29 protein-coding genes and 2 tRNA genes are annotated in these 26,656 nt (G+C 44.6%); 15 read left to right on the top strand and 16 right to left on the bottom strand.

From position 1 onward, the window contains the following. Nucleotides 1–239: 239 nt before the first annotated feature. Genes gabT through R7044_RS05380 form a run of 8 tightly spaced genes read right to left on the bottom strand, consistent with a single transcriptional unit; the run spans nucleotide 240 to nucleotide 9,144 of the window. Nucleotides 240–1,511, bottom strand: coding sequence for a 4-aminobutyrate--2-oxoglutarate transaminase (gene gabT / locus R7044_RS05415; RefSeq protein WP_053350393.1), 1,272 nt, complete (start codon nucleotides 1,509–1,511; stop codon nucleotides 240–242). 14 nt (nucleotides 1,512–1,525) lie between these two features. Beyond that, a complete protein-coding gene (locus tag R7044_RS05410) occupies nucleotides 1,526–2,953 on the bottom strand; it encodes an NAD-dependent succinate-semialdehyde dehydrogenase (RefSeq protein WP_165935343.1) in 1,428 nt (475 codons plus the stop codon). Nucleotides 2,954–3,007: 54 nt separating this feature from the next. Continuing rightward, nucleotides 3,008–4,090: an agmatine deiminase gene (aguA, locus tag R7044_RS05405; RefSeq protein ID WP_042522530.1), complete on the bottom strand. Its 1,083-nt coding sequence runs from the start codon at nucleotides 4,088–4,090 to the stop codon at nucleotides 3,008–3,010. Between the two features lie 12 nt (nucleotides 4,091–4,102). After that, on the bottom strand, nucleotides 4,103–4,969 hold the full coding sequence (gene aguB / locus R7044_RS05400; RefSeq protein ID WP_132936616.1) for an N-carbamoylputrescine amidase: 867 nt from the start codon (nucleotides 4,967–4,969) through the stop codon (nucleotides 4,103–4,105). A 17-nt stretch (nucleotides 4,970–4,986) separates the two neighbouring features. Further along, nucleotides 4,987–6,264: an NAD(P)/FAD-dependent oxidoreductase gene (locus R7044_RS05395; protein WP_225455398.1), complete on the bottom strand. Its 1,278-nt coding sequence runs from the start codon at nucleotides 6,262–6,264 to the stop codon at nucleotides 4,987–4,989. A gap of 37 nt (nucleotides 6,265–6,301) precedes the next feature. After that, nucleotides 6,302–7,786 carry an aldehyde dehydrogenase gene (locus R7044_RS05390; protein ID WP_054577889.1) on the bottom strand — a complete coding sequence of 495 codons (1,485 nt, stop codon included), beginning with the start codon at nucleotides 7,784–7,786 and terminating at the stop codon, nucleotides 6,302–6,304. Between the two features lie 35 nt (nucleotides 7,787–7,821). Then, nucleotides 7,822–8,379, bottom strand: a complete 558-nt coding sequence (gene puuR / locus R7044_RS05385; RefSeq protein WP_005377813.1) for an HTH-type transcriptional regulator PuuR — start codon at nucleotides 8,377–8,379, stop codon at nucleotides 7,822–7,824. A gap of 18 nt (nucleotides 8,380–8,397) precedes the next feature. Beyond that, nucleotides 8,398–9,144 (bottom strand): gamma-glutamyl-gamma-aminobutyrate hydrolase family protein, encoded by a 747-nt coding sequence (locus R7044_RS05380; RefSeq protein ID WP_225455397.1) that lies wholly within the window; start codon nucleotides 9,142–9,144, stop codon nucleotides 8,398–8,400. A gap of 340 nt (nucleotides 9,145–9,484) precedes the next feature. Here R7044_RS05380 and R7044_RS05375 point away from each other — a divergent pair, with 340 nt between their 5' ends. The 15 genes from R7044_RS05375 to R7044_RS05305 all read left to right on the top strand — a co-directional run bounded on the left by R7044_RS05375 (nucleotide 9,485) and on the right by R7044_RS05305 (nucleotide 20,524). Next, entirely contained in the window at nucleotides 9,485–10,828 is a 1,344-nt protein-coding gene (locus tag R7044_RS05375) for a glutamine synthetase family protein (protein ID WP_053306915.1), read from the top strand. A gap of 18 nt (nucleotides 10,829–10,846) precedes the next feature. After that, the gene (locus R7044_RS05370) at nucleotides 10,847–12,322 is read left to right on the top strand and encodes a Na+/H+ antiporter NhaC family protein (RefSeq protein WP_005377816.1); all 1,476 of its coding nucleotides are present in this window, start codon (nucleotides 10,847–10,849) and stop codon (nucleotides 12,320–12,322) included. A gap of 249 nt (nucleotides 12,323–12,571) precedes the next feature. After that, complete coding sequence (locus R7044_RS05365; protein ID WP_149191835.1) at nucleotides 12,572–13,255, top strand: DUF4336 domain-containing protein; 684 nt, start codon at nucleotides 12,572–12,574, stop codon at nucleotides 13,253–13,255. Between the two features lie 418 nt (nucleotides 13,256–13,673). Then, complete coding sequence (locus R7044_RS05360) at nucleotides 13,674–14,141, top strand: Sbal_3080 family lipoprotein (protein WP_005385757.1); 468 nt, start codon at nucleotides 13,674–13,676, stop codon at nucleotides 14,139–14,141. A gap of 64 nt (nucleotides 14,142–14,205) precedes the next feature. After that, nucleotides 14,206–14,538, top strand: coding sequence for a YnfA family protein (locus tag R7044_RS05355; protein WP_005377819.1), 333 nt, complete (start codon nucleotides 14,206–14,208; stop codon nucleotides 14,536–14,538). Nucleotides 14,539–14,679: 141 nt separating this feature from the next. Beyond that, on the top strand, nucleotides 14,680–15,084 hold the full coding sequence (locus tag R7044_RS05350; RefSeq protein WP_017633973.1) for a DUF1801 domain-containing protein: 405 nt from the start codon (nucleotides 14,680–14,682) through the stop codon (nucleotides 15,082–15,084). A gap of 153 nt (nucleotides 15,085–15,237) precedes the next feature. Continuing rightward, on the top strand, nucleotides 15,238–15,618 hold the full coding sequence (locus tag R7044_RS05345; protein ID WP_158156250.1) for a hypothetical protein: 381 nt from the start codon (nucleotides 15,238–15,240) through the stop codon (nucleotides 15,616–15,618). Between the two features lie 150 nt (nucleotides 15,619–15,768). After that, nucleotides 15,769–16,269 carry a GNAT family N-acetyltransferase gene (locus R7044_RS05340; RefSeq protein ID WP_025766738.1) on the top strand — a complete coding sequence of 167 codons (501 nt, stop codon included), beginning with the start codon at nucleotides 15,769–15,771 and terminating at the stop codon, nucleotides 16,267–16,269. Between the two features lie 98 nt (nucleotides 16,270–16,367). Next, complete coding sequence (locus R7044_RS05335; protein ID WP_005377824.1) at nucleotides 16,368–16,619, top strand: TIGR03643 family protein; 252 nt, start codon at nucleotides 16,368–16,370, stop codon at nucleotides 16,617–16,619. Between the two features lie 404 nt (nucleotides 16,620–17,023). Beyond that, nucleotides 17,024–17,413 (top strand): lysozyme inhibitor LprI family protein, encoded by a 390-nt coding sequence (locus R7044_RS05330; RefSeq protein WP_042522523.1) that lies wholly within the window; start codon nucleotides 17,024–17,026, stop codon nucleotides 17,411–17,413. Nucleotides 17,414–17,541: 128 nt separating this feature from the next. Beyond that, nucleotides 17,542–17,991 carry a nuclear transport factor 2 family protein gene (locus tag R7044_RS05325; protein ID WP_005377826.1) on the top strand — a complete coding sequence of 150 codons (450 nt, stop codon included), beginning with the start codon at nucleotides 17,542–17,544 and terminating at the stop codon, nucleotides 17,989–17,991. A 192-nt stretch (nucleotides 17,992–18,183) separates the two neighbouring features. Beyond that, entirely contained in the window at nucleotides 18,184–18,756 is a 573-nt protein-coding gene (locus R7044_RS05320; protein ID WP_225455396.1) for a hypothetical protein, read from the top strand. Nucleotides 18,757–18,961: 205 nt separating this feature from the next. Further along, nucleotides 18,962–19,360 carry a VOC family protein gene (locus R7044_RS05315; RefSeq protein WP_005377827.1) on the top strand — a complete coding sequence of 133 codons (399 nt, stop codon included), beginning with the start codon at nucleotides 18,962–18,964 and terminating at the stop codon, nucleotides 19,358–19,360. A 165-nt stretch (nucleotides 19,361–19,525) separates the two neighbouring features. After that, the gene (locus R7044_RS05310) at nucleotides 19,526–20,164 is read left to right on the top strand and encodes a DJ-1/PfpI family protein (protein ID WP_005377828.1); all 639 of its coding nucleotides are present in this window, start codon (nucleotides 19,526–19,528) and stop codon (nucleotides 20,162–20,164) included. A 129-nt stretch (nucleotides 20,165–20,293) separates the two neighbouring features. Then, nucleotides 20,294–20,524 (top strand): hypothetical protein, encoded by a 231-nt coding sequence (locus R7044_RS05305; RefSeq protein WP_005377829.1) that lies wholly within the window; start codon nucleotides 20,294–20,296, stop codon nucleotides 20,522–20,524. Between the two features lie 258 nt (nucleotides 20,525–20,782). Here R7044_RS05305 and R7044_RS05300 read toward each other — a convergent pair. The 8 genes from R7044_RS05300 to hppD all read right to left on the bottom strand — a co-directional run bounded on the left by R7044_RS05300 (nucleotide 20,783) and on the right by hppD (nucleotide 26,395). Next, nucleotides 20,783–20,859 (bottom strand) — tRNA-Val (locus R7044_RS05300). Between the two features lie 33 nt (nucleotides 20,860–20,892). Beyond that, nucleotides 20,893–20,969: transfer RNA gene (locus R7044_RS05295), tRNA-Val, on the bottom strand. A 179-nt stretch (nucleotides 20,970–21,148) separates the two neighbouring features. Beyond that, on the bottom strand, nucleotides 21,149–21,487 hold the full coding sequence (locus tag R7044_RS05290) for a hypothetical protein (protein WP_053350401.1): 339 nt from the start codon (nucleotides 21,485–21,487) through the stop codon (nucleotides 21,149–21,151). A gap of 119 nt (nucleotides 21,488–21,606) precedes the next feature. Then, nucleotides 21,607–22,266: a DUF2726 domain-containing protein gene (locus R7044_RS05285; protein ID WP_005377831.1), complete on the bottom strand. Its 660-nt coding sequence runs from the start codon at nucleotides 22,264–22,266 to the stop codon at nucleotides 21,607–21,609. Nucleotides 22,267–22,461: 195 nt separating this feature from the next. After that, nucleotides 22,462–23,130, bottom strand: a complete 669-nt coding sequence (maiA, locus tag R7044_RS05280) for a maleylacetoacetate isomerase (protein WP_005377832.1) — start codon at nucleotides 23,128–23,130, stop codon at nucleotides 22,462–22,464. Nucleotides 23,131–23,151: 21 nt separating this feature from the next. Continuing rightward, on the bottom strand, nucleotides 23,152–24,189 hold the full coding sequence (locus R7044_RS05275) for a fumarylacetoacetate hydrolase family protein (protein ID WP_025766743.1): 1,038 nt from the start codon (nucleotides 24,187–24,189) through the stop codon (nucleotides 23,152–23,154). 9 nt (nucleotides 24,190–24,198) lie between these two features. After that, nucleotides 24,199–25,329 carry a homogentisate 1,2-dioxygenase gene (locus R7044_RS05270; RefSeq protein WP_005377834.1) on the bottom strand — a complete coding sequence of 377 codons (1,131 nt, stop codon included), beginning with the start codon at nucleotides 25,327–25,329 and terminating at the stop codon, nucleotides 24,199–24,201. Next, on the bottom strand, nucleotides 25,322–26,395 hold the full coding sequence (gene hppD / locus R7044_RS05265) for a 4-hydroxyphenylpyruvate dioxygenase (RefSeq protein WP_005377835.1): 1,074 nt from the start codon (nucleotides 26,393–26,395) through the stop codon (nucleotides 25,322–25,324). The genes R7044_RS05270 and hppD overlap by 8 nt, the downstream gene beginning before the upstream one ends. Between the last annotated feature and the right edge of the window lie 261 nt (nucleotides 26,396–26,656).

The following is a 26,656-nucleotide window of genomic DNA, read 5'->3' as shown; positions in this document are numbered from 1 at the left end:
GTGGCTTTCAGATGTCGAGATTTAGAATGTGAGCACCAAACCGCATTCGAGGAGAACAAAGTAGCGACTAAGTGGAAAGTAAGAACGAACCCAATTGTTAAGTCATCCGTAATAAAAGTGACAACTTGGAGCTTGAGCAATACTTTTTAGATAGGCAGCAGATACGCTAAAAAACAAAAAGGAAACGATTGATGCCAACCGCTTCCTTGATTTGTTATTGCTATTTAAAAGCGCTTGAATTACGCCACTTCAAGAATCACTTTTTCCAACTTATCTAGGCCTTCATTTAGCACGTCAGATTCAATGGTCAGCGGCGGTAACAGACGAATCACGTTCGCTTTTACTCCACAAGAAAGCAGAATAAGGCCGTTTTCTTGCGCTTTAGAAATCACCGCTTTGGTCATCTCTTGCAGTGGTTTGCCTGATTCTGGGTCAGTAAACTCAATCGCCATCATTGCACCCGTGGTACGGATTTCACCAATAGCAGGCACAGATTGTTGCAGTTTGGTCATACGTGCATTGACCACTTCACCAATGCCCATCGCTTTAGTGCACAAGTTTTCTTCTTCGATGATTTTCAGCACTTCAAGACCTGCAACACAACCAAGTGGCGAGCCCGCATAAGTGCCACCTAAACCACCGGGTAGTGCAGAGTCCATCACATCCGCTTTCCCAACTACCGCTGAGATTGGGAAACCACCAGCAATGCCTTTCGCCATTGTCATTAGGTCTGGTTCAATGCCTAGGTACTCTGTTGCAAACATTTTACCGGTACGAGCAAAACCCGTTTGGATTTCATCGGCAATCAGCATGATACCGTGCTTATCACACAGCTGACGTAAGCCTTGTGCAAACGCTTCAGGTGCTTTGTAGAAGCCGCCCTCACCTTGTACTGGCTCGAAGATGATCGCCGCAACGCGTGAAGGTTCGATATCGCAAGCAAATAGATCGTCGATTGCTTGTAAGCTTTGCTCAACGCTGATGCCATGGAACGCATTTGGGTACGGCGCGTGGTAGATTTCGTTCGGGAAAGGACCAAAGCCCGCTTTGTACGGCGCAACTTTACCAGTTAACCCCATAGTCATGTTTGTGCGACCGTGAAAGCCGCCTTTAAACGCTATTACGCCGCTACGACCTGTATGAGCGCGTGCCACTTTTACGGCATTTTCGACCGCCTCGGCGCCAGTAGTAAGAAAGATCGCTTTCTTCTTAGTCTCACCTGGTGCAAGTTCTGTCAGCTTTTCAGCCAGCTCAACGAATGACGCGTACGGCGTAACCATCGCGCAGGTGTGCGAAAAGTTATCCAACTGAGCTTTGACCGCTTCACTGATGCGCTTATGAGAGTGCCCTGTATTGGTCACTGCAATGCCTGCTGCAAAGTCGATGTATTTATTGCCTTCAATATCCCATACGTAAGCGTTTTCTGCTTTCTCGACGTAAAGTGGGTACAGTGCGCCCATGCCTTGAGCGATAACTTGGCTTCTTCTTTCGTGTAGTTGTTGGTTTGTCATTGTTTTGTCCTTAATTAGTTGCCGCCAAAGCAGAGATATTTCACGTCCATGTATTCATCGATACCTTGTTTTGCTCCTTCACGTCCGATACCGGACTGCTTAACACCACCGAAAGGAGCCACTTCAGTAGAGATCATACCTTCGTTAATGCCGACCATGCCGTATTCGAGCGCTTCTGCGATTTTCCAAACACGGTGAATGTTTTGGCTGTAGAAGTACGACGCGAGACCGTAGATGGTGTCGTTCGCCATTTCGACTAGCTGTTCGTCGCTATCAAAACGAATCACTGGCGCGACAGGGCCAAAGATTTCCTCGGAAACAATCTTCATGTCGTGAGTAACGTCTTTGAGAACCACTGGCTGCATAAATAGACCATCGAGCTTTTTAAGTTCTGAAACCGGCTTCGCGCCTTGCTCGATAGCACCATCGATCAACGCTTGAATGCCTTGCTTCGCTGACTCGCTGATCACTGGACCAATGTTGACCCCCTCTTCCAATCCGTTACCAACTTTGAGCTGCTGAACCGCAGCGTCAAACTTAGCAACGAACTCGTCATACACTTTGCTGTGTACGTAGAAACGGTTCGCACAAACACACGTTTGGCCTGCGTTACGGAACTTCGACGCCATCGCACCCGCCACGGCTGCATCAATGTCGGCATCATCGAATACGATAAACGGCGCGTTGCCACCGAGCTCCATTGAGGTACGTTTAATGTCCGCCGCGCTTTGCTGCATCAGCACACTACCAACTTGGGTAGAGCCAGTGAAAGACAACTTGCGAATCAACGGATGCGAAGTGAAGATAGCACCGACCTGACGGGAGTTTTCCCCCAATACCACTTGCAGCACATCGCGTGGGATACCCGCTTGATAGGCAAGCTCAGCGACCGCAAACGCAGACAGCGGCGTAGATTCAGATGGTTTTACGACAAAGCTACAGCCTGCCGCTAAAGCTGGACCTGCTTTGCGCGTGATCATCGCAATTGGGAAGTTCCAAGGTGTAATCGCACAGGCAACACCAATTGGCTGTTTGATGGTCACCAAACGCTTGTCCGCACTTGGGGCAGGAATCGTCTCACCGTAGGTACGTTTCGCTTCTTCAGCAAACCATTCGATAAAGCTCGCGCCGTAAAGCACTTCACCTTGAGCTTCAGCCAGCGGCTTACCTTGCTCTAACGTCATTAAGCGGCCAAGGTCGGCTTTGTTTTCTAACAGGAGTTGGAACCAACGATTGAGCATGCCAGCACGCATTTTTGCTGGCAGTGCCGCCCATTCTTTCTGCGCCACACTGGCGCGTTCAATGCCATTTAAAATGTCGTTTTCGGTTGAGACTGGTGCGTACCCGAGGAGTTCTCCGGTCGCCGGATTAGTCACTGCAATGCCCTGTTGTGGATTCGCTACCATAAACGAAACAAGGGTTTGGTTTTGTATCTGTTGCATGGTCATTCCTTTTGACAACTCATCATCGCCGCTAAGCTAGCGGCGAGTTTATGTTTAAGCAGGGATCTGCTGCGTAATGCAGTGAATGTTCCCTCCGCCAAGTAAAACCTCTCTCGACGGTATCGCGATGATTTGGTACTCCGGCATCGCGTTTTGCAAAATATCGATCGCCATAGCGTCGGTCTCTTCGTCCAGCATCGGCAAGAACACATGCTCGTTGACGATAAGAAAGTTGGCATAAGAGGCACTTAGGCGTTCGCCAGCTTGTCGACTCATTCCTGAACTGGCGTCAATGCCATTGGCTTCGCGCTCGCTGTAATGCAACGGACCCGGTAATGGCAAACGGACAATTTCAATCTCGCGCCCTCTCGCATCGTGCTGAGATTTCAGTACTTGTTCCGCTTGACGAGATAACGCGTATTGCGGATCGCTTGGGTCATCGGTCCAACTTAGTACCACTTTACCCGGTGCGATAACGTGCATCAGGTTGTCGATATGGCCGTCTGTTTCGTCATTGAATAAACCATTTGGCAACCAAATGACTTTTTCGATACCGAGGTACGCCTTTAACTGCTCTTCGATTTGCGCTTTGCTCAACTGCGGATTACGTCCTGGGCTGAGTAAGCACTCCTCTGTGGTGTAAAGGGTGCCTTCACCATCGGTATGAATCGCCCCACCTTCAAGTACAAACGGTGCACGGTAATAATCAATACCGATGATGTCGCACACCGAGCCAGCGACAAGATCGTCCTGCTGCCAGTTATCGTAAAGCCCGTTGTATTCGCCGCCCCACGCGTTAAATTGCCAACTAATCCCACGGCGCTCACCCGCCTGATTCACAAGCACGGTCGGCCCAATATCGCGCATCCACGCATCGTTAAATGGGATTTCCACCAAACGTACGTCTGAATGGAGCATTTGACGCGCTCGGTCAAAGTTGTGCGAGCATACCGCCACGCACACCTTGGTCACTTCCGCGATTAAGTTCGCGATTCTGGCAAAGGTTTCTTGCGCGGGTAATGCGTCATCACGCCAATTGTCTTTCCTTTCTGGCCACGCTAGCCAAACTTCACTAACCGGCTGAAACTCAGCCGGAAAATAGAAGCCATCCTGCGCTGGTGTTGTCGATAACTTCATTTTAACGCCTCTTTAAACGGCTAGTTTGCCAACGCTGGTGTAAAGGTCTGGACGACGGTCGCGGAACAAGCCCCACGCGTGACGCGCTTTCGCTGTAGTAGTGAGGTCGATTTCTGCGTAAATGATGGTTTCACCTTCACGCGGTGCTTCGGCAATTTTTGCACCAGTGTGGTCAGTGATAAAAGAAGAGCCGTAGAACGTGGTCTCGATACCATCATCGACTTCAGTGCCCACTCGGTTTGACGCAATCACTGGAACGAGGTTTGCTGCCGAGTGACCTTGCATTGTACGTTGCCAGTGGTCACGTGAATCCAGTGTCGGATCTTGAGGCTCAGAACCGATTGCAGTTGGGTAAAAAATCGCTTCCGCGCCGTGCAGAGCCAAGCTGCGTGCAAGCTCTGGAAACCATTGGTCCCAGCAAATGCCAGCACCGAACTTACCGAACTTGGTTTGCCACACTTTGAAACCGGTATCGCCAGGGCTAAAGTAGTACTTCTCGCTGTAGCCCGGGCCGTCAGGAATGTGTGACTTGCGGTAGTTATCTAGTACCGTACCATCGGCATCAATCATCACTAGCGAGTTAAAAAACGTATTGCCCGCTTTTTCAAAGTAGCTGACAGGAATCACCACGCCGAGCTCTTTAGCCAACGCACTCATCTCTTTAATAAGACGACAATTCTCCGTTTCTTCTGCAAGCTCGAAATACTTTGCTTCTTGTTTTTTGCAGAAGTAAGGCGCAGCGAACAGCTCTTGCGGAAGAATCACGTTTGCACCGTTTTGTGCTGCTTCACGAATCGCCTTTTTTGCTTTGGCTAAGTTATCTTCCAGATCCCAGCTTTTCGTCAGTTGAAGGGCTGCAAATTTCACTACTTTACTCATTGGATATTCCTTATCTCTTAAATCGCCAGTTTGTCACGTAGGTTATAGTAAGCCGCGCCCATTGCCGTAAACGGAATTTGGAAGTGGCGGCCCCCCGGGAAGGAGTAATGTTTCAGTGCAGCAAACGCGTCAAAGCGTTCTGCGTGTCCGGTCAGAGCTTCGGCCAGCAACTTACCTGCTAGGTGAGTACACGTTACACCGTGACCGCTGTAGCCTTGTAGGTAGTAAATGTTGTCTGCAAACGAGCCAAATTGCGGCATGCGTGAGTAAGTAAGCAAGAAGTTACCTGTCCAGGTGTAATCAATCTTGATGCCTTTCAATTGTGGGAAGACTTTTTCCATCTTCGGACGGATCAGTGCTTCGATGTTTTCTGGGTCACGTGCTCCGTAAACCACACCACCTCCGAACAACAAACGCTTGTCGGCGGTTAAGCGGAAGTAGTCCAGCAAGTAGTTACAGTCCTCAACGCAGTAGTCACTGGTCAGCACTTGTTTTAGCTGCTCATCACTCAAAGGCTGAGTCGCCACCACTTGTGTGCCACACGGAATCGCTTTGTTGCTGATGTTTGGTGCCAAACCACCAAGGTAGGCGTTACCTGCCAGTACCACGTACTTGCTCTTCACGCTGCCTTTCGCCGTTTTCACTACTGGGTTAATACCTTTATCAATCGACACGACCGCCGACTGCTCAAAGATTTGACCACCTAGAGACGTAAACGCAGCAGCTTCACCCAATGCCAGTTTAAGCGGGTGAATGTGACCACCGCGCATATCCAGTAAGCCGCCAGTGTATACTTTAGTGCCTACCGCTTGTTCTACCTCTCCTGCGTCAAGCAGAGTCAGTTGGTCGTTGCCGTAACGCTCCCAGTTCTTCTTATGTTCTTCTAGCCCTTTGAGTTGTTTACTGTTCAGTGCCGTGAACAAGCCGCCTTGCTTGTAATCACAGTTGATGTCGTATTTGTCGATCAGGCCACGGATGATATCGCCGCCTTCAAAAATCATATCGCACAGAGCTTTGGCTTGGTTTTGGTCGTAACGGCTTTCAATCACGTCAACATCTCGGCTGTAGCTGTTAACGACTTGGCCACCGTTACGACCAGTTGCTCCAAAGCCCACTTTTGCGCTTTCTAACACAACGACTTTAAAACCTTTTTCTGCAAGGTGTAGTGCAGAAGAAAGACCAGAAAATCCCGCACCGACTACACACACATCGCACTCGATGTCGTTTTGCAACTGTGGGTATTCCGGCATGTTTGGCACAGAGTGCGCGTAGAACGAATCCGTATGCTTGTTCATAGAACTATTCCTTTATTTATCGTAATCGTCAGCAGGCTTAAGGATGGAGGCGAATCCAAGTGGTTTTGGTTTCGGTGAATTTTTCAATCGCGTGGAGAGACTTGTCTCGACCGTTTCCGCTCATTTTGAATCCACCAAATGGAACCGTCATGTCACCTTCGTTGTAGTTGTTAACCCAAACCGAGCCGGCTTGCAGTCGTTTTGCTACGCGATGAACGCGGTTGATATTGCTACTCCAGAGTGCCGCGCCTAAGCCGTACTTCGAATCGTTAGCGATCTCGATTGCTTGCGCTTCGTCTTTGAATGGAATGACACACAGCACCGGACCAAAAATTTCCTCTTGAGCGACACGCATCTTGTTGTCGACGTTGTCTAAAATGGTTGGGGAAACAAATGCACCTTGCCCATCGACATCGCCGCCACAACGTACGTTTGCACCTTCTGATTCACCTAACGAGATGTATTCCAACACTTTTGATTTATGATCTTGATCGATAAGCGCTCCCATGGATGAACTTGGGTCCATTGGGTCTTTTGGCGTGAACGCTTTCGACGCTTGAATAACTTTTTCTAAGAACTGATCTTTGATGCTTTCGTGAACAAGCAGGCGGGTTGCCGCGACGCACACCTCACCTTGGTTGTAGAAACACCCTGCGGCGGTTTCTGCTGCTGCGCGATCTAAATCATCACAATCTTCAAACACGATGTTCGCGTTCTTGCCGCCCGCTTCTGCAAACACACGCTTTAGGTTGCTCTCACCCGATCTGACCATCAGTTGACCTGCAATGCGCGTCGAGCCTGTGAAGGCGATGCAGTCTACGTCTTGGTGTTTCGCCAGCGCGTCGCCAGCTTCATGACCAAAACCCGTAACGACTTGGAAAACGCCTGTTGGTAAGCCCGCTCGAGAAGCAAGTTGACCTAGGAATATCGCGGTGAGAGAAGATTTCTCTGACGGTTTTAGAATCACGCTGTTACCAGCGGCTAAAGCAGGGCCAAGCTTCCAGCACGCAAGCCAAAGGGGGAAGTTCCACGGTACAACCGCAGCAACCACACCAATTGGTTGATGAGAAATAAAAGCGTGTACATCTTTTTCAGTTGGGGCAACTTCGCCGTATACTTTGTCGATTGCTTCTGCGTACCAGCGTAATGCACTCGCCGCACCAGGAATATCGGTAGAGAAGCTGTGAGAGATAGGCTTACCGGTATCAAGCGTTTCTAGCAGAGCCAATTCTTCTTGGTTTTGATCAATCAAGTCAGCAAACTGTTTAAGCACTGCTTTGCGATGAGCTGGGCTGCTCTCGCTCCACTGACCGGATTGAAATGCTTGGCGAGCGTATGAAACCGCGAGATCAACATCTTCATTTTGGCAACGGGCGATTTCGGTGAATATCTCATCTGTTGCTGGGTTAACTACCGGGATGGTTTGCCCTGTTAAAGCGGCACTGTATTCACCGTTAATGTACGCCCTGTTTTCGATGTTTAGATTGTTTTTTAGTTCAATCCATTGCTCTTGGGTTTTCATACGCTCTCCTTGTGATCACACAAGGCAAGCCCCCACTAAAATGTGGTTGGCGTATGCGCACTTATCATTCGACAAGCCTTGTCTGTGTGATTTGTAAATCGATGGGGCTTCGTCGTATCAATAATGTACGACTCGCCCGCTGTTATGACATGAGATTGCCCTTTATATTCCAGAGTGATTTCGCCCTCTAATACGGTGCCAATCTCTTCGCCTTCGTGTTTGATTTCTGCCGCACCAGTGGTTCCATAAGGTGCGTATTCCTCGATCAAGAATCCGATGACTTGATCTTTGTCGCCATTCGTTACCAGTTTCATGGACACCGTCTCGCTCCCGATTTCCACAAGATCTGACGGCTTGATGACTACTTTCACTTCATCGTTCGAAGGTTGTTCAAAAGTGAAAAACTCTGATAACGATAAAGAAAATACATTAACGATTTTTTGTAGTGAGCTGACCGACGGGCTCACTTTGCCATTTTCAATGGATGAGATTGCACTGTGGGTAATACCTGCGCGCTCGGCTAGTTCCCTTTGTGACAATCCATGTTTTTTTCGTAACTGAACAATATTTTTACCAATCTCTTGATTGTCCATTCATACAGCTCCAAACGTTTAACGAGAGGTAGCCATCATAAATTCATTGAACAAAATTTGAGAGAAATGATTGGTTTTTGCTTCCCATTCTGGGTGCCACTGCACGCCAACGAAAAATTTTTGATTAGGAAGACTAAATGCTTCTACCAAGCCATCCGGGGCTTTAGCTTCTACTTGTAATAGAGGAGCAAGCTGATCGACGCCTTGGTTGTGTAGTGTGTTCACTTCAAAGAAGGTGGTATTTTCCCAATGATTTTGCACCAGCCATTGTTCAAATAAGCTCTGCTTTTGAACTAGTACAGAGTGTGCTGGCGCGTATTTTTGTTCGAAATCTTCAACAGGCGCTTCACGATGGTCATTGAAGCCGGAGTCATGAACGGCTGGGTTTAACGAGCCACCAAGTGCGACATTCATCTCTTGAAAGCCGCGGCAAATACCAAGGCACGGAATGTTTTGGTCAACCGCATGACGAATTAACGTGAATGAGAGCTCATCACGAGCTTCATCTTTGTAGCTCTCTTCGTGCGTTGCATTGTATCGATGTGGCGCAACGTTAGAGTGGCTGCCAGGAAAAAGAAAACCATCACATATGTCTAGGATGGTGGTTACGTCATCGCCCGACATGTCGGGAGCCAACATAATCGGTAGTCCTCCAAAATCCTTTATGGCGCGAAGGTAAAAGTCGTTGACCGCTTGTATCTGATAGCCACCCAACTCTTTAGCGCAGCTAACCACACCAATGATGGGTTTGTGTGTATCTGCCATGATATGTCCGTGTTCAATTTATTTAACACAAACCCTACAAACCATGTACAAAATTATCAACACAGATGACCATTATTATCGTCACAACGTGATCTTACGCACTTTTTAGGCTTCAAAACTGAATATTTATGCTCATTATATTGAACAAAACAAAACCAACTGTTACAAAATAGTTAACAGAAAGACATAAAAACCAGCCGTTAAACATCAAAAACACAGTGTAAGTGCATGTTTAAATTAAAAATAACCTAAAAAACAAACAACTCGCTCAGAGTACTGTAATTTATTTGTTAATTTGGTTATTTCTAATTTCTACTCGTCAGGCTATTTGGAGAAGAAAATGGAATCGTATCTACAGGAAGTAAAAAATTTTAAACAAAAATGGCCCGATATTGAATTTATCGATCTCATCTTTACCGATATAAATGCCACCCCAAGAGGAAAACGCATCCCGATAGATGCTCTAGAAAAACTGAATAAAGGTGTTGCCCTCCCCCTTTCGACCATCACCCTAGATACCAAAGGTAACGTCGTTGAAACAGCCGGGTTGGGAGAAGATCTCGGAGAACCAGATAATCTCTGCTATCCAATCAGCGGCACCTTAATGCCGACGGCAAAAGAACAAGTTGGTCAGCTACTGCTTAGTATGATGGATGAAACCGGGCAGCACCCTAACCCACTGTTCATCCGAAACATTCTCGCTTCTATATTGCAAACACTGCATGCTAAAGACCAATATCCTTGCGTCGCGCTCGAGCTGGAGTTCTATTTAATAGACAAAACCCGCGGCGAAAATGGCGAACCATTAACGGCAATTAACCCCACGAAAAAAACTCGAGAAAAAGATACCGAGGTTTACGACCTTGATGGACTAGATGACTACGCTGATTTCTTGGCCGACCTTAATCGAATTGCATTAGAACAAGGTTTAAACACTTCCGGAGCCCTATCTGAATCGGCACCAGGGCAGTTCGAAATCAACTTCAACCATTCTAAAGATGTGCTTCGAGCATGTGATGAAATCATCATCGCAAAACGCTTGATTCGCCAGGTCGCTCATCAGCACGGATTTGACGCCACATTTATGGCGAAACCTTTTAGTGAGCAAGCGGGTAATGGCATGCACATTCACCTCAGCTTGGTTGATACAGATGGTAACAACCACTTTAGCCAACCAGACGGTCAAGCGAGCGCCTTCTTCTATCAAACCATGGCAGCGATGCTGTCACAAACATCCGATGCCATGGCCCTAATCTGTCCTAACGTTAACTCTTACCGTCGCTTTGTTCCTGGCGCTTACGTCCCAACCAAAGCCGATTGGGGAGAAAACCACCGCGGTGTTGCGTTGCGTGTGCCTATCAGCGATAGCAAAAATCGCCGTATAGAGCATCGTATAGCAGGCGCTGACGTTAACCCATACATTCTCGCTGCAGTAGTACTTTCCGCAGTATTAGCGAGTGAAAGCTACACCAAAGATCAATGTCCACCGACTCTCAGTGATGATGCAATTGAGTTACCTCTGCGTATGTCAGAAGCTCTAGAGCGACTGGAGCACAGTGAGCTGGCTCAATACATCTCAAGAGATTTTATCGATTTGTATCTAGCTTGCAAACAGAGTGAACTCGCAGAATTTGAGCGAGCGATTACTCCATTGGAAATCGACTGGATGTTGCACTCGGCATAAACAAAGGAAATGAACTTTATGACTACGCAGACCAAGGCGCTGGATGCGCCTCTTAAAATCAACTCTCAACACATTATTGTTTCTTTAATCTCGGTTGCGACGTTTGTCTTTTTTACCACAATCGGTTTGAACCATGAGGAAGGCGAAGCCTACGGATGGATGAGTCTTTTACCAACGGCGTTGGTATTGGTCTTTGCGCTGACAACACACCGAACTGTGGAAGCCCTCTTTAGCGGCGCTATTGCCGGTGTTCTTCTGCTTAACCCAACTGAAGCGGTAGAACAGATTGTTGATATTTCCATGAGTGTAATGATGGATGAAACTATTGCTTGGATCATCCTCGTTTGTGGTTTGATGGGCGGCCTAATTGCTATTTTGGAGAAAGGCGGCAGTATCTTGAGCTTCTCCGACATGCTAGTCACGAAAGTAAAAAGCCGTAAGCAATCGATGCTGATGACCTTTGCTTTAGGTATTCTGATCTTTATCGACGATTATTTGAATGCGATTGCAATTTCTTCCTCAATGAAAAAAGTTACGGACGGCTACCAAATCTCGCGTGAAAAACTCTCATATCTTGTGGATTCAACCGCCGCACCTATCTGTATCCTCGTACCAATTTCCACTTGGGCAATTTTCTTCAGTTCTTTGCTAGAAGCAAACGGAGTAGCAGAAGCGGGAGATGGTATCAAAGCATACATTGAAGCTATTCCATACATGGCTTACGGCTGGGTAACGCTGGTGATTGTTTTGCTGGTTGCAATGGAAAAGATCCCAGATCTAGGCGCGATGAAAAAGGCAGAAAAGCGTGCGAAGAATGGTCAAGTTCGTCCAGACGGTGCAACAGATGTCGACTTTGGTCCCGATGTCTCTGCACATACCAACCCAACCATGGGCCTTGTCAACTTCTTGTTACCAATGATCGTACTTGTTGCCGCAAGTTGGTATTTTGGTATCGATCTACTTGCTGGTGTTTTCGTCGCGTTAATCTTTACTATTAGCTTTTACGGCGCACAAAAACTGATCTCGATGAACGACATGTTCGAAGCTGTTTATGATGGCATTAAGGTTATGCTACTGCCGCTTGCGACCGTTATTGGTGGTTTCATGTTGAAATCGGTCAACGACTCATTGGGCGTCACGCAGTATGTCATTGAGACCGTCAGCCCTTACCTGTCAGCGTCTTACTTCCCGGCGATTATCTTTATGATTACGGGCGCGTTGGTATTTGCAACGGCATCGTCTTGGGGAACGTTTGCAGTAGCGATGCCAATTGTTCTACCTTTGGGCGAACAGCTTGGTGTGCCCCTACACTTAACCGTTGCAGCGCTGCTTTCAGCATCAGCGGCAGGGAGCCACTCTTGTTTCTTTAGTGACTCAACCGTGTTATCTGCACAAGGTTCAGGCTGTACAGCAATGCAACACGCAACCACACAGTTTCCTTATGCGTTGATTGGTATTGTTGCAACCGCGATTTTCTTCTTCATCATCGGTTAGCCCCTTTATCTAATTGCAAAGCCCTGCTCAAAAATAGCGGGGTTTTGTTCTATCAAGTCAAATGATCCTCTTAAAACGACTTTACGTCCGTTCAGTATAAAAACACTCAAAGATATACATCTGCACTCAATAAGGGTTTGGTAAACCTAATATTTTTGGTTTACGCTTAGCGAAGCGTTTATTGTGCAGCAAGGCAGCTTTTGAGTAACTTAAATGCCGCCTTAATACAGTGTTAACGGTTGGAGAGACATGAAAAAGTTAGCCCATGAGATATGGATATTTGATGGAGATCCCGTCCAATTTTTAGGACTCCCATACACCACTCGTATGACTATTGTTAGGCTTTCTGATGGTGGCCTTTGGATTCATAGTCCAATTAAGTTATCAAATTCGATTAGAGAGCAAATCAACAATCTAGGCCAAGTGAAATACTTAATCGCTCCTAATCATTTACACCACTTGTTCTTATCTGAATGGGTATTTGCCTATCCTAGCGCAGAAGTTTATGGCACAGATGAAGTCATTAAGAAGTGCCGTGATATACACTTTCACGCTTCACTTAACCAAGGCGGTAATGCTTGGAACTCTGAGATTGAACAAGAACTATTTTCTGGCTCTCCATTAATGGAAGAGTGTGTGTTTTATCATCGACTTTCAAAGACCTTAATTGTTACTGACCTTGTCGAGAATTTTTCTGGCCAGGACTTTAACTACTGGCAGCGGTTTGTGGCTAAAGGGGCCGGTATTCTTGCTCCGAATGGAAAAATGCCTTTGGATTGGCGCCTAAGTTTTATGTTTAGCAAACAAGAGGCTCGAAAACACTTAAATAAATTGCTGTCTTGGAAACCTAATATATTGGTTATGGCTCACGGTGAAATCGTCCTTGATAATGCAGACGAGTTCTTACAGCGCTCTTTTAAGTGGCTAGTATGAGACAACATTGAAAACTCACACAACAGAATAGACAAGAAGCTATTTTAAAACATTAGGCCCTTTTAGCTTAGTCTTAGGGACGAATTTACAGCACTACACGTTATGTTTAACGATAAGCTCCCCTGTTCCTCTTAATTGAGCATTATGCAGCAATTTAAAATTCCGTTAGAATTGCACTTCAAAAACTTCAATGCGAAGAATTCTGGACATTGATAGGGACATAAGTTCAAGAGTTAACATAACGCAATAGCAATCTCTTACTAATTATTTTGCATCGAGACATTGGCATACTCCCGAAACAAACCCTTCTACTCTAAAGGTTTTGTTAATAACAGTTGCCATGCTTGTTAGTTATTCTCGTTGAACTCAGTATCTTGAAGTTGTTTGAATATATAAATTTAAAAAAAAGAGACATAAGATGCACAAAAAACTCATCATTCTAAGCTTGCCTATTCTATTAGCTGCATGTGCGGCACCAAAGTATACGGTAGAAACAATCTCGAAAGAAAATCAGAGCAAGGAAATCACCATCGTAAAAGACAACGCCACGCGAGATGTTTTCTTAGATTCGATGCAAGACTGGTGTTTGGATACCGCCCATAAATGCACAGTCGTAAGCGACGGCACGCCTCCTGTTAGCTCTGAGCTAACACTTACTTACGTATCACGCTGGAGCTGGGATTTTAGAACATTTATCGCTGATGCTCAGATCAAAGCCTACAAAAATAACGAAAAAGTAGGACAAGTTGAATTTAAAGCACCAAACAGCGCGAATCCAGATAAATGGGGTAAAGACAACAAACGAATCATTTCGATGATGGATTTGTTATTCGGTAAACAAACCGTGAGTGAGGCTCAATCCAAGATTAAGCTGGGCGAAATGTAATGAGCCGAGCAATTGCCCATTTAACCAGCATCATATATTTGTAGATAAAGATAGGAATGTTTAAGTGACTGAAGTCAAAACCATTGGGCTTTTCTTTATAACCGCCATTGCAGAAATATTAGGCTGCTACTTACCTTATCTCTGGTTAAAGGAAGATAAGTCAGTTTGGCTTTTGGTACCGGCAGCGCTATGCCTTGCTATGTTTGCTTGGCTTCTATCTTTACATCCTACCGCTACTGGCAGAGTTTATGCTGCTTACGGTGGTGTCTATATTTTTGTCGCAATTCTATGGTTGTGGTGTATCGACGGCGTTCGACCAACGCTCTGGGACATAGTGGGGGTTTCTGTCGCTATGCTTGGCATGTCAATCATCATGTTTTCACCCAGAGCATCCTAAACGTAACCGAGGGAAACCCTTACGCTTAGTATTTTGGCTATGTGCTAGATTTATTGATTAATAACATTATGACGTAATTGCTACATAGCCAAAGTACGCTTGGGCTTCACCCCAAAACAGCGCTATTTATAGGAGATACCAATGAACCATGCAGTGAAGGCAAGATTTGATGAGTATCCAAAACATGTGCGTATTCGGATAGAAGAGCTACGAAATATCGTCTTAACTATCGCTTCTGAATTAAAACTGGGGGAAGTTGAAGAATCTCTAAAATGGGGAGAGCCAAGCTACAGTGTGAAAACAGGTAGCCCGGTAAGGATGGATTGGAAACAGAAAACGCCTAGTCGTTATTATCTGTTCTTTAATTGCCAAACTAAGCTCGTCGACACATTCCGCGAACTGTATAGTGACTCACTTGAGTTTCAGGGTAATCGAGCAATAATTCTATCTTTATCAGCACCTTTGCCAGAAGCTTCAATCAAGACCTGTTTAGAATTAGCATTAACCTATCAAAAGCGAAAGAACTTACCTCTTTTAGGTATGTAAAATCGCTTAATAAAACTATTTACGGCCGATTAACCATATTCAACTACTCTACCTTTGTATCCTTTTTAATGCTTCCGCAGTAAAGTTTTAGATTAAGTGGTCACGTTAATAGCGCCGTAACCAAACTAGTAATATCGAAATAAAGAAGAGTTTATGAAATCAAAAATCTTGTTCTTACTTATGCTTGGAGCTCATTTCAATGCTTTTTCAGCGACGAACTATCAAGTCAATGTGGTAGTAACAGAGCCTCAATCAACATTCATTTTTCCGACTTTTGAAATATCCTCTAAAGGAAAAAGCAAAACCAGTTTTGTCGACGGCTGCACGTACTTAGGAACCCTTTCAGAACCGAGCAAAAATAGTATACAGCTTGAAGCTACCATGTCATGCAACCGAGATGGCGCTACGTCAAGGATGGAATTGCCGGTATTTGTTCTCAACTCCGAGGGTCAAAGCGCGAGTTATGATCTTGTAGAAAACGGGATCGTGATGTGGAAATATTCTGTAGAAGTTAAGCCGTCACTTAAAAAGTGATATATCAGAAATACTAAAGTAACAATCAGCACTATTAACCGCCGCTTAAGTGTAATAGGTATATTCTTTACGACTTAATGACGTTACTTGTTGCCGCAATTCTCCAACTCATGTACAAAACAGCCCTAATTTTAATAGGAGCTAAGTGGCATGAATTTAATTGTACGTCAGGTAACTTTAGGTGATGCTGAAGGCATTACAAACGTCCTCAATCCCATCATTATTGAAGGTTTATACACTGTATTAGATACGCCTTTCACACCTGAAGAAGAAAAAGAGTTCATTACTCATTTCCCAGAACGGGGCGTGTTTACAGTCGCTTTATCCGAAAATAGCTCACAAGTCATTGGTTTCCAAAATATCGAGCCCTTTGCACAATATACAAAAGCTTTTGACCATGTTGGCATAATTGGTACGTTTGTTAGTGACGGTGTTCGTGGCCAAGGTGTGTCTAAACAGCTTTTCAAATCGACATTCGAAGTAGCCAAACAAAAGGGTTACGAAAAACTATTTGCGTACGTTCGCAGCGATAATGAGCGAGCGTTATCAGCCTATCTCAAACAAGGCTTCGAAATCGTAGGGACCGCGAAGAAGCATGCAAAAGTTCGTGGGAAATACGTAGACGAAGTCCTCATTGAGAAGTTTTTGTAGGTGTTAAGTCGCTAAACACTAAGCACGCATATAAGAACATTTGAACCAAGACTCAATTTCCGTCGTAACAATGTCTTTTCTAAAATAGGTTATTTGAAATGAAACTGACCTCGGAAACTGAGTCAAGAATAATAGAAATGGCATGGGAAGACCGCACCCCATTTGAGGCTATCGAATTTCAATTTGGTTTGAATGAATCCGACGTGATTCAGTTTATGCGTAGCCGGCTCAAATCAAGTAGCTTTAAATTGTGGCGTAAAAGGGTTTCGGGGCGCAATACAAAACACAACAAGCTACGAAACTCAGACATCATTAGAGGTTATTGCCCAACTCAATATAAGCCGCGATAGCGAACTGCACTTGGCATAAATTTTTATTACGAATCGCAACATTTATCGCCCTACCTTTGAACCAACTTCATGATTGGAGGGGAATAGTCACCACTTAATTCAACCTAGGTGTTTCAGGGCGATAATAAATTCAATGGGAGTCATATTAACATCCTCAGACGCCATCAAACTAATGATTCCACAGAAAAGATTGATACAAAACGCCCACTAAAAGTAACTCAGATTAAGGCGTCATTTAACCCGTGTATCAATCTCTTTTACCTTCTATTTAGGCACTAGAATCACTAACCTTCTATTTTATCTTTGAAGGCACAGACAAAAAGCTGCATGATTAAAAAGGAAAAATAGCTGATAACGGTTTAACAAGCACTCGGAGCTTGGAGGCAATTTTGAACAAATTACTTATGATATTTGCGTTGGTTTCTTTACCTTGCTTGGCTTCTGCTGATGTTGAAGATCCCTGCAAAGTAAAAGGCGGTGGCGTTATGGCTGGTTATCAGTGTGTAGAAAAGAAAATGGAATCTGCAGATAAAGAGCTTAACGAAAGTTACAAGGAAGCAATCGCTAGAATAGGTGAGGAAGAAAAAGCACTAAGGAAAACATGGTCTCAGACCGAACTGGTAGAGCCATTTCGAAAGGCCCAAAGAGCTTGGCTAAAATACAGAGACGCCGAATGTGAGTTTACGGGCCTGTCTTCCACGCCCTCACCCTGGCAAGGTGTCCAGATTGAAGAATGTAAGTTAAGAATGACGTTAGAACGCGTCGAGTACTTCAATGGTGTATACGTAGGCTAAACGGATTACATCTAACAAAGCACTTCAATAAGATTCGCAACTCTTGGCAATTTCAGTTTAAATGTACTCTGTGTTTAAGATGCAAGCGTTCAGGTTGTGCGTAAAGCTTATATGGGTGTGAAATAATTATGGAAAAAGACGATTTAGTTGGGCTAGTAGTTAAGTATTTCGAGAAAATAGATGCCGGTGATCCTAGCTATCTGGATCTATTCTCAGAGGATGTTGATTTTTTCTTTCCTAAATTTGGGCAAGCGAAAGGAAAGAGTGCCTTAGTGGAGTTTGGCAATAGGATTGGTAGCTCGTTGATTAGTATCTGGCACGACATAGACGGCTTTCAAATAACGACTGCTGGAAACAAGGTCATTGTTGAAGGACAGGAAGGCGGCGTAATGAGTGATGGTACCTCTTGGCCGGACAACAAAGTTTCCACAGGGCGTTTTTGTAGTGTATTTGAGTTTGAAGGAAAAATGATAAGTCGTATGTTTGTGTACGTAGATCCTGACTTCCCGAGTCGAGATTTTGAGAGAATTTCCGTGCTGTCAGGCGAGAGCAACGTGCGACAAACTGTTCAAGCCTGAATACTACCGTTACCGCATAGCATCTTTGTTATGCGGTAGTATTCGTAGTTAAGGTGTGTTGAGGGCTTTGATATCGCTTTACTCACACCTTATCAGTGCGTTAGCCACATTCCCTTACTGATAGAAATGCTACTTTCTTCAATCGTCCTGTATTATGATAATGAAAAAGATTGCATTAATTTTAAGATTAAAATGAACCAAAAATTTTTTCTAAAACTACTCCCTGTCCCTTTTCTTCTAGCCGGTTGCCAGTCTACGCAAAGCCAGCTACAGCCTATACCTGAAAACGTATTATCAAACCTATCGACTCAATGGGCAGTGGTAGAGGCCTGTTTTCATTCCGATGCTTATAGCTTAGAGCAATCGGTAAACTATCGAGAGGCCATTAACTATTCTTTTTCTACTTGGCTAGTCGATCAGTCCGATATCGATCAGTCGGTAAATGAAGCTCGTGTAGCGTTATCAGAATATCAGTCTCAGAATGATGGTTTAGGAACAACATGTAAGGATTGGCACCTACCCCTAGAATCTGGATTGCGAGAAGTTAACAATCATAAGAATCAAGCGGCGATAGACCAGCAGCGAGCACATGAAATACATAAAGCAAACGCTTCTAAACCTGTGACGTATTCAACACCAGCATCTACTTCGACTAGTAATGTTGTTCACTGTTACAAATTGGAAGACGTTAGCTTGAATAAGAACATTCAAACGTTTAATGGAATGATATGCCCTATAGGCTGGCTTAAATATTATGGCTATTAATGCATTTGATTAATACAGTACTTAAGAATGAACTCTAAGTTTAATTTTTAGTTCAAGATTGGGTTTCTTGTTTACAATGTTATGTTTCCAGTTGGATTACCGTATTCGAATAGATTGACGAAGTTAATCAATATATGTGTATTGATGCTTACTTTTTATCGAGTTATCTTTGTTTGATAGCCATTAAAACGAGTAAGGAAACAAAGTGACTGTGTTAACAAAAGGCATACACCACGTAGGTTTAACCGTATCTAACCTAGAAGCAAGCGCGAAGTTTTTCACTGAACAATTAGGTTGGAGTGAAGTAAAAAGAAATCCAGGCTACCCGGCAATATTTGTGAGTGATGGGCATATCATGCTTACGCTATGGGCGGCTAAGGCTGATGCCGCCACTCCATTTGACAGAAAAACGAATATTGGTTTGCATCACTTAGCTTTACTCGTAGAGACTGAGAAGCAACTCTATGAGTTGCGTGATCAATTTATGGCGTCGGGAATCGAAATTGAGTTTGGTCCCGAGCTTGTTAAAACAGGACCCGCAAAACATTTAATGTGTTACGACCCAAGTGGTATTAGGGTTGAGTTTTTCTGGGCGGGCTCATAAAACAAACATAACAAAGTTTTATAATAGGGATTTGGTACACATGGCATTGTTAGTTTGCACCGCCTTTGGTGTTTAAGGTGCTCAGCAGAAGCTTGCGTATTGAATGCCCCTCCCCTCCTACTACACATTTTGCGACTTACGAGTAAGTCCAAAAGGATAAATGTTATGTATAAAATCGGCGTTGTTTTATTTGATGATTTCACGGATGTCGATTTCTTTCTTATGTATGACTTGCTAGGGCGCACAACCGACAGTTGGACAGTAAGTATACTTGGAACTAAATCTGAACATCATTCCCACCTCGGTATGAAAGTTAAAACAGACGGACACCTTTCTGAGGTGACGAATCAAGATGTCGTTCTTATTACAAGCGGCAAACGGGGTATTCCAGCCGCTTTAAAAGATGCTGAATTTATGTCAGCGTTGAATCTTGATCCAAATAGGCAGCTAATAGGTTCGATTTGTGCGGGATCATTCATCCTCCATGAACTCGGTTTACTAGAAGGCAAGCGATTAACAACAAACCCAGATGCAAAGGCTGTTCTACAAAGTATGGGAGGAGATGTTCAGGATCTGCCTCTCGTTATAGACGGTAATGTAGCGACGGCCGGTGGCTGCCTTTCACTGATGTATCTAATTGGTTGGTTAACAGAGCGGCTATTTGACTCAAACAAACGAAAAGCTATACAAAATCAATTGATACCTGCTGGGCAATTAGAGCTGTTTGAAGAGCTTATTGCCACAACTATTCAATCAGCAGAGTTAGCAAGCTCGGATAACAAGGCGTTAAATAATCATTCATAACATGTGGTGTTTTACATTACGTTAGTTTTAGTGTTTAGGGTAAGTCACACACCAGTCTTGTGTGACTTACCCTTGAACATAACGCCACTTGGGGAAATTAACTTACAGGGAGTAAATCAATTGGTAAAAATGTACGGTTCTGAAGAGACAAGAGCGTTTTGCTGTAATTGTAAAGAAGTAACGCTACATCGGTACGAAAGCTTCTCTAAAGCACAGGAAAAGACCGAGAAAAAAGCTAAAGGTTTCTTCTCTGGTCTATTTGCAGCAATAATTGGCTCATTAATGGAAGGCGAAGCGACTGGTGACTACAAATGTACAATATGCGGCACTAATCTTCACACGCCAGATAATTTAGATTAGTAGTCAGTGTCTCTAGTGCCACAGCAAGTGGCACGCAACACAATTTATAGACGGCTCTAGTGGGTTTGAAGCGTATGCACCTTATGCATTGGCATTTAGGGTTTTGAGGTTGTGTTGCGGATCAGGTAGTGCGCTTTTATCTTTAACAAGGGGCTAACGCAGAGCAAAAACAAGGACAAGAAAAGAAGTAGTTTTATTTGAGTATTAATGAATTACAGACACAAAAAAGCCCACCAAAAGGTGGGCTTTTCTAAAATTTGGTGGGTCCGGGCGAACTCGAATCGCCGACCCCTACCATGTCAAGGTAGTACTCTAACCAACTGAGCTACGGACCCAAATTTTTATGTTCCTAACCATTCAATTCAGAATGGTGCGTCCGAGTGGACTCGAACCACCGACCCCCGCCATGTCAAGGCGATACTCTAACCAGCTGAGCTACGGACGCATTTCTCTGGAACGACGAGGATATTAGCTATAAGCGAACGACGGTGCAAGCACAAATTTACCAACTTTGAACCGTTTGGCGAAAATGTAAACTCAACACGCGTTTTCAGATGATTTTATCGACAAGGACTGAGCCTGCAGGGTTTAAAAGTGTGATCTATATAACTTTTATTATCTCACTTAATTGTCGTAAGGCACTTCACTGAGCATCCAAATCTGTAAGGTTTGCGATACCTTAGGGCAAGTGCCGAACAAAATCTGATATTTAGGTTTAAATGGTTCGCCGATATAGGTTGTACGAATCAACTCTCCTGTTTTGACGTCCACTTGAGTGCTCACCCTGCCTTTGAAGTTTTGAAATATGACAAACTGCTCACTGTGGTAAATCATTTGCTCTCGGTAAAACAAGAAATGATCTTGGGGTGTCTCTGTCAATTCACACTCCAGTGGTTTCAAATTAGGTATCGCACTAACATTAGATGCGATGAACAATGCTGACAAAATCCATCCGTATCGCATATGGCTGCCCTATTCTGCACTCTTTTTCAAAGTATAGGTCTTGCCTTGAGGACAGATACAAAAAAGGCTTTGATCATCTCTAATCAAAGCCCCTTATTTCTGCAGGTTAATTGTCGTGTTTAGTCGTCCGCCTCAAACACAACGTTATAATTTTCGGTGTATGTACAATTCGGCTGACGGCTACAAGTAAAGAAACGTCTCCCTTTGAACTCACCTTGGCTTGCGGTTTTAATGATCATCGGACTGCCGCATTTTTTGCAAAAGCGCACTTCTTTATCGGGCTCAATCAAATCAATGTGTGCCGCAAGCAAACGACGTAATCGCCCAACTTGATAACTGTGCTTTATCGAAGCGCCGATTAAAGGCAGGTTGGCCGTCTTACAAACATGAATCAATAACTTTTGTCTTTCTATCTTACCCTTGTTTAGCTCCTGCCCATTATCCAATTCAACGATAACGCGCGGCTCTAGTGTCCTTGGGTCACAAATAACGTAATCAAAATAGCTTCGAGATATACGATTGTTCGCGACAAAAAACTGCTTCTTATTTTTGATTTCTTTTGGCGTAACCAAACTGGACATGTTTACTTTCGCGAATACTACGGCATGCTCCCCGACCGCCGCTCTTAACGCATTATAGAACGCACCCTCTTGACCTCTGAGCAGAGGGCCTTTCGAGCGATAAGGATAATCACGCGTGTCATCGTGCTTAATCACGTACTTTTGAATAACAAAGAAGAATAAAACCAGAAGAACAACAATGATAAAAATGTTGGTCATAAATAAAGTGCATCCAAAACAACTCGTTGCTCAAAGCGTAAATGGAAATGTTATGCAGAGCAACAAAACCTCGCAATTTTGAGGCGCCACGACGATAGCGAGAAACAGAAAATTTTGCTCACCAATAAAAACGAGCCAATCACACACTTGGATTGGCTCGTTTAAATTTTGTTAATACATTATGTATGCTAAGAATCAACTATTAGCGTCTGGCTGATTCTCTGGCATCGCATCAATAAAAGCTGGCAGTTGATTGCATGACTGCACAACAGCGTTAATGGTTGGATAAAGAGAAGTATCTACACCAAAGCGTTGTGCGTTATAAAATTGTGGTACCAGACAAATATCGACAATAGATGGCGAGCTTGTCAGGCTAAACTTGCAATCACCATTTAGTTTACGATGCTTCTGAAGTTTCTCTTCTAATGCTGTAAAACCTTTGTGGATCCAGTGATGAATCCAAGCGACTTTGCGCTCTGGCTCGCAAGCTAACTCCCCCTCTAAATACTGTAGAACTCTTAAGTTATTCAGGGGATGAATCTCCATTGCAATATCCTGAGCCAAAGCTAGCGCTTGGTATCGAAGCGGCGTTTGCTCGGGGATCACAGTGACATCCGGGTAGTGTTCTTCTAAGTATTGAATGATCGCCAGTGACTGGGTTAACTGAACCTCCCCATCCACCAGCAAAGGAACCAGTTCAGAAGCGTTTAACTCATGGTACTCGTCACTATGTTGTTCGCCACCATTGCGCACCAAGTGTACCGATTTTGAATCATACGATAACTCTTTAAGATTCAAGCAAATACGCACACGATATGCCGCCGATGATCGCCAGTATCCGTATAAAATCATGCTATCGCTCATATCGTCTCCCAACCAGCACTGTTAGTGCTTGAGATATTGGCTAACTTGTTGGTCAATCGAGCCGAATATGTTGTTGCCATCCGCATCGAACATTTCCAATCTAATAGAATCTCCAAACGACATGAAGTTAGTCGACGGCTTACCATCACGAATGGTTTCAATCATGCGAACTTCCGCGATACATGAATAACCAACACCACCCTCCTCAATCGAAGTGCCATGTTCGGTGCCTTGCTTATTAGATACCGTGCCAGAACCTATAATTGCCCCAGCAGATAGCGGGCGCGTTTTAGTCGCATGAACAATTAAGTCTGCAAAATCAAACGTCATATCGATACCCGCATTTGGGCGACCAAACGGCTTGTGGTTGTAGGTCGAGACCAGTGGTAAATGCACTTTGTTTTCGTACCACGCATCGCCTAGTTCGTCAGGTGTTACTGCCACAGGAGAAAACGCAGAAGAAGGTTTAGATTGGAAAAAACCAAACCCTTTAGCTAACTCTGCCGGAATTAGACCACGCAGTGAGACATCATTCACCAGCATGATCAAACGAATCGACTCCTGAGCCTCTGCAACACTCGCGCCCATTGGTACGTCACCAGTTACCACAGCAACTTCACCTTCGAAATCAATACCCCATTCATCACTCGCAAACTCGATGTTGTCACAAGGTCCAATAAAGGCATCAGAGCCTCCTTGGTACATCAACGGGTCCGTCCAAAAACTCTCTGGCATTTCAGCGCCGCGAGCTTTTCGAACCAACTCAACGTGGTTTACGTAAGCACTGCCATCAGCCCACTGATAAGCGCGAGGAAGCGGCGACTCACAGTAGTGCGCTTCAAACTCTTCATACCCTGCAACCGTGCCATTGTTCAGTGCAACGTATAGCTCTTCCAGTTGTGGTGCTAGCGTATCCCAGTTATCAAGTGCCACCTGCATCGTCGGTGCTAAGTTCATAGGGTGGAAAATTTCTGTCGCAGGTACGCAGCGCGTTAAGTCTTTGCTCACGACCATCAACAAACCGTCACGAGTGCCATTTTTCTTGGTTGCTAATTTCATCCTTGCCTCTTACTTCTCTTGCCAGCTATAGACGTATTCTTTGTTTTCTACTTTTTCCAGCTCATCCGAAAACTGAAGTGCGTGACGCGTATCAATCATGACCGCGACTTCGTCGGTAAAAGTCTTCTTATGCTCTCGCCCTGCTTTGAAAGCTTTTGGGTGAGGGCCATGTGTAAATCCTGCTGGATGGAATGTCACCATACCCGCTTCAATGTTGTCACGGCTGAAGAAATCACCTGCATGGTAGAACAAGACTTCGTCATAATCGTCATTGTTGTGGTAGAACGGTACTTTGAGCGCTCCAGGATCACTTTCAATTGGACGAGGAACGAAGGTGCACACCACAAATCCTGCTCCTACAAATGTAGTATGTGCAGAAGGCGGTAAATGGTAACGATGTGACATAAGTGGACGAATATCACGCCAGTTCACTTTTACTACCGCCAAATCACCATGCCAGCCAATCGCATCCAGCGGGTTGAATGGGTAAGTGATAACACTGACTTTATCGTGGCGTTTCACCTGAACCTGTGTTTGATTCTCAGAATATTGAGCACGGAACTGATCGTTGATCGACGGCGTTTCTAAAACCGCTGGATCAAACACCGCGTGGTTTCCAACCATGCCTTTTTCGGGCAATGTATAAGCCGCATCGGTATTTTCGATCATCAGAATGAACATCGGCTCGCTTGGCTCTAAACGCCAGCTCGTTGAGCGCGGGATCATGACATAATCCCCTTCGCTCACTTTCAAATGACCATAATCACAGTAGAGATCTGCCGTACCTTGGTGGATGAATAGCAGTTCGTCGCCATCCGCGTTTCTCACCAAGAAGTCCATTTTTTCATCCATACGCCAAACACGAACTTTACAATTCGCGTTGTGTAATAGATGCGGGACTGCCCAAGGGGTAATATGGCTGGCTTTCTCGACTAGATTAAAATCAAATGCTCGTGGACGTAGCTCGCCTTCCCACTCAGACCACCCCGTTGGGGCATGTTGATGATGAAAATGTGTTGCGGGGCCGAAGAAGCCACTTCGACCTGCCTCACGTTCATAAATTGCCTCTTCCGGGAAGTCAGCATGCGCTTGTTTAGAGCACACTCCCTCCCGTTGAGGGAATGTGATCCATTTATGCATCGCTCAATACTCCTCGGCGAATTTGGTCTTCTTCTATCGATTCAAACAACGCTTTAAAGTTACCCTCGCCAAAGCCTTCATTGCCTTTACGTTGGATGATTTCGAAGAACACAGGGCCGATAACGGTTTGAGTAAAGATTTGTAGCAAGATGCCATCTTTCGTTGGCGCACCATCAATAAGAATCTGCAAATCACGAAGCTTGCTTACATCTTCACCGTGGCCTTCAACACGCTGATCGACTTTCTCGTAATAAGTATCTGGTGTTGGCATAAAGTCCATGCCTCGCTCACGCAAGGTTTTGACCGTTTCGTAGATGTCGTCTGTGGTCAATGCGATGTGTTGAATACCTTCGCCATTGTATTCACGGATAAACTCTTCAATCTGTGATTTATCATCTGACGACTCATTGATAGGAATTCGGATTTTGCCGCAAGGTGCGGTCATCGCACGGCTGACAAGACCTGTCAGCTTACCTTCGATATCGAAATAACGAATTTCGCGGAAGTTACCAATGCGCTCATAGAAACCAGACCAGACATCCATGTTGCCTTGCTTAACGTTGTGCGTTAAGTGGTCGATTTCGTAAAGACCAACATTCGCTTTTGATAAACGCTCATCAGCATCATCATAAAAACGAAAATCGACATCATAAATGCTCTGCTTTCCATAACGATCGACAAAATAAAGCAAGCTTTCACCGATGCCATAAATAGCAGGAATGCTTAGCTCCATCGGCCCAATTTCCGTTTTATATTCTTTACCGCCATTCTCTAACGCATGCGCCAGAGCAACGGTGGCGTCTTTCACACGAAATGCCATGCCACAAACCGACGGACCGTGAACTTTGGCGAATCCCTCAGCTTGGCTATGCGGCTGCGCATTCACAATAAAGCTAATGTCACCTTGTCGATATAACCACGCTTCTTTTGAGCGATGCTTTGCGATTTCCGCAAAACCTAACGATATAAACAGATCTTTAAGCTGTTGAATGCCTTTGTTGTCTGCAGCGGTATATTCAACAAACTCAAATCCGTCTGTTCCTAGTGGGTTGTATGCATCAACCATGACTTTCTCCTTGTCTCAGTAGCTTTTGTTTGGACTTATTTTTCTAACTTGGCGCAGGTCTTGAGAAATTGGAATACGTGGGGAGAAATCTTTATCTTGGCGATTTTTACGCCTAATTGTAAAATATATGTTACACACAGAGGACACATCGAATCCACTTTCGTAAACATCAAACAAACTGCTTATTTTCAATATATTAGATTGATATTTTCGGCTTTACGCCAACACAAAAAATGTAAACAAGTTGTTACCTTGGCATTT

This window comes from Vibrio sp. 1402 (assembly GCF_033340275.1).
The sequence above is the reverse complement of the archived record's forward strand: the minus strand, read 5'-3'. Positions and strand labels throughout refer to the sequence as shown.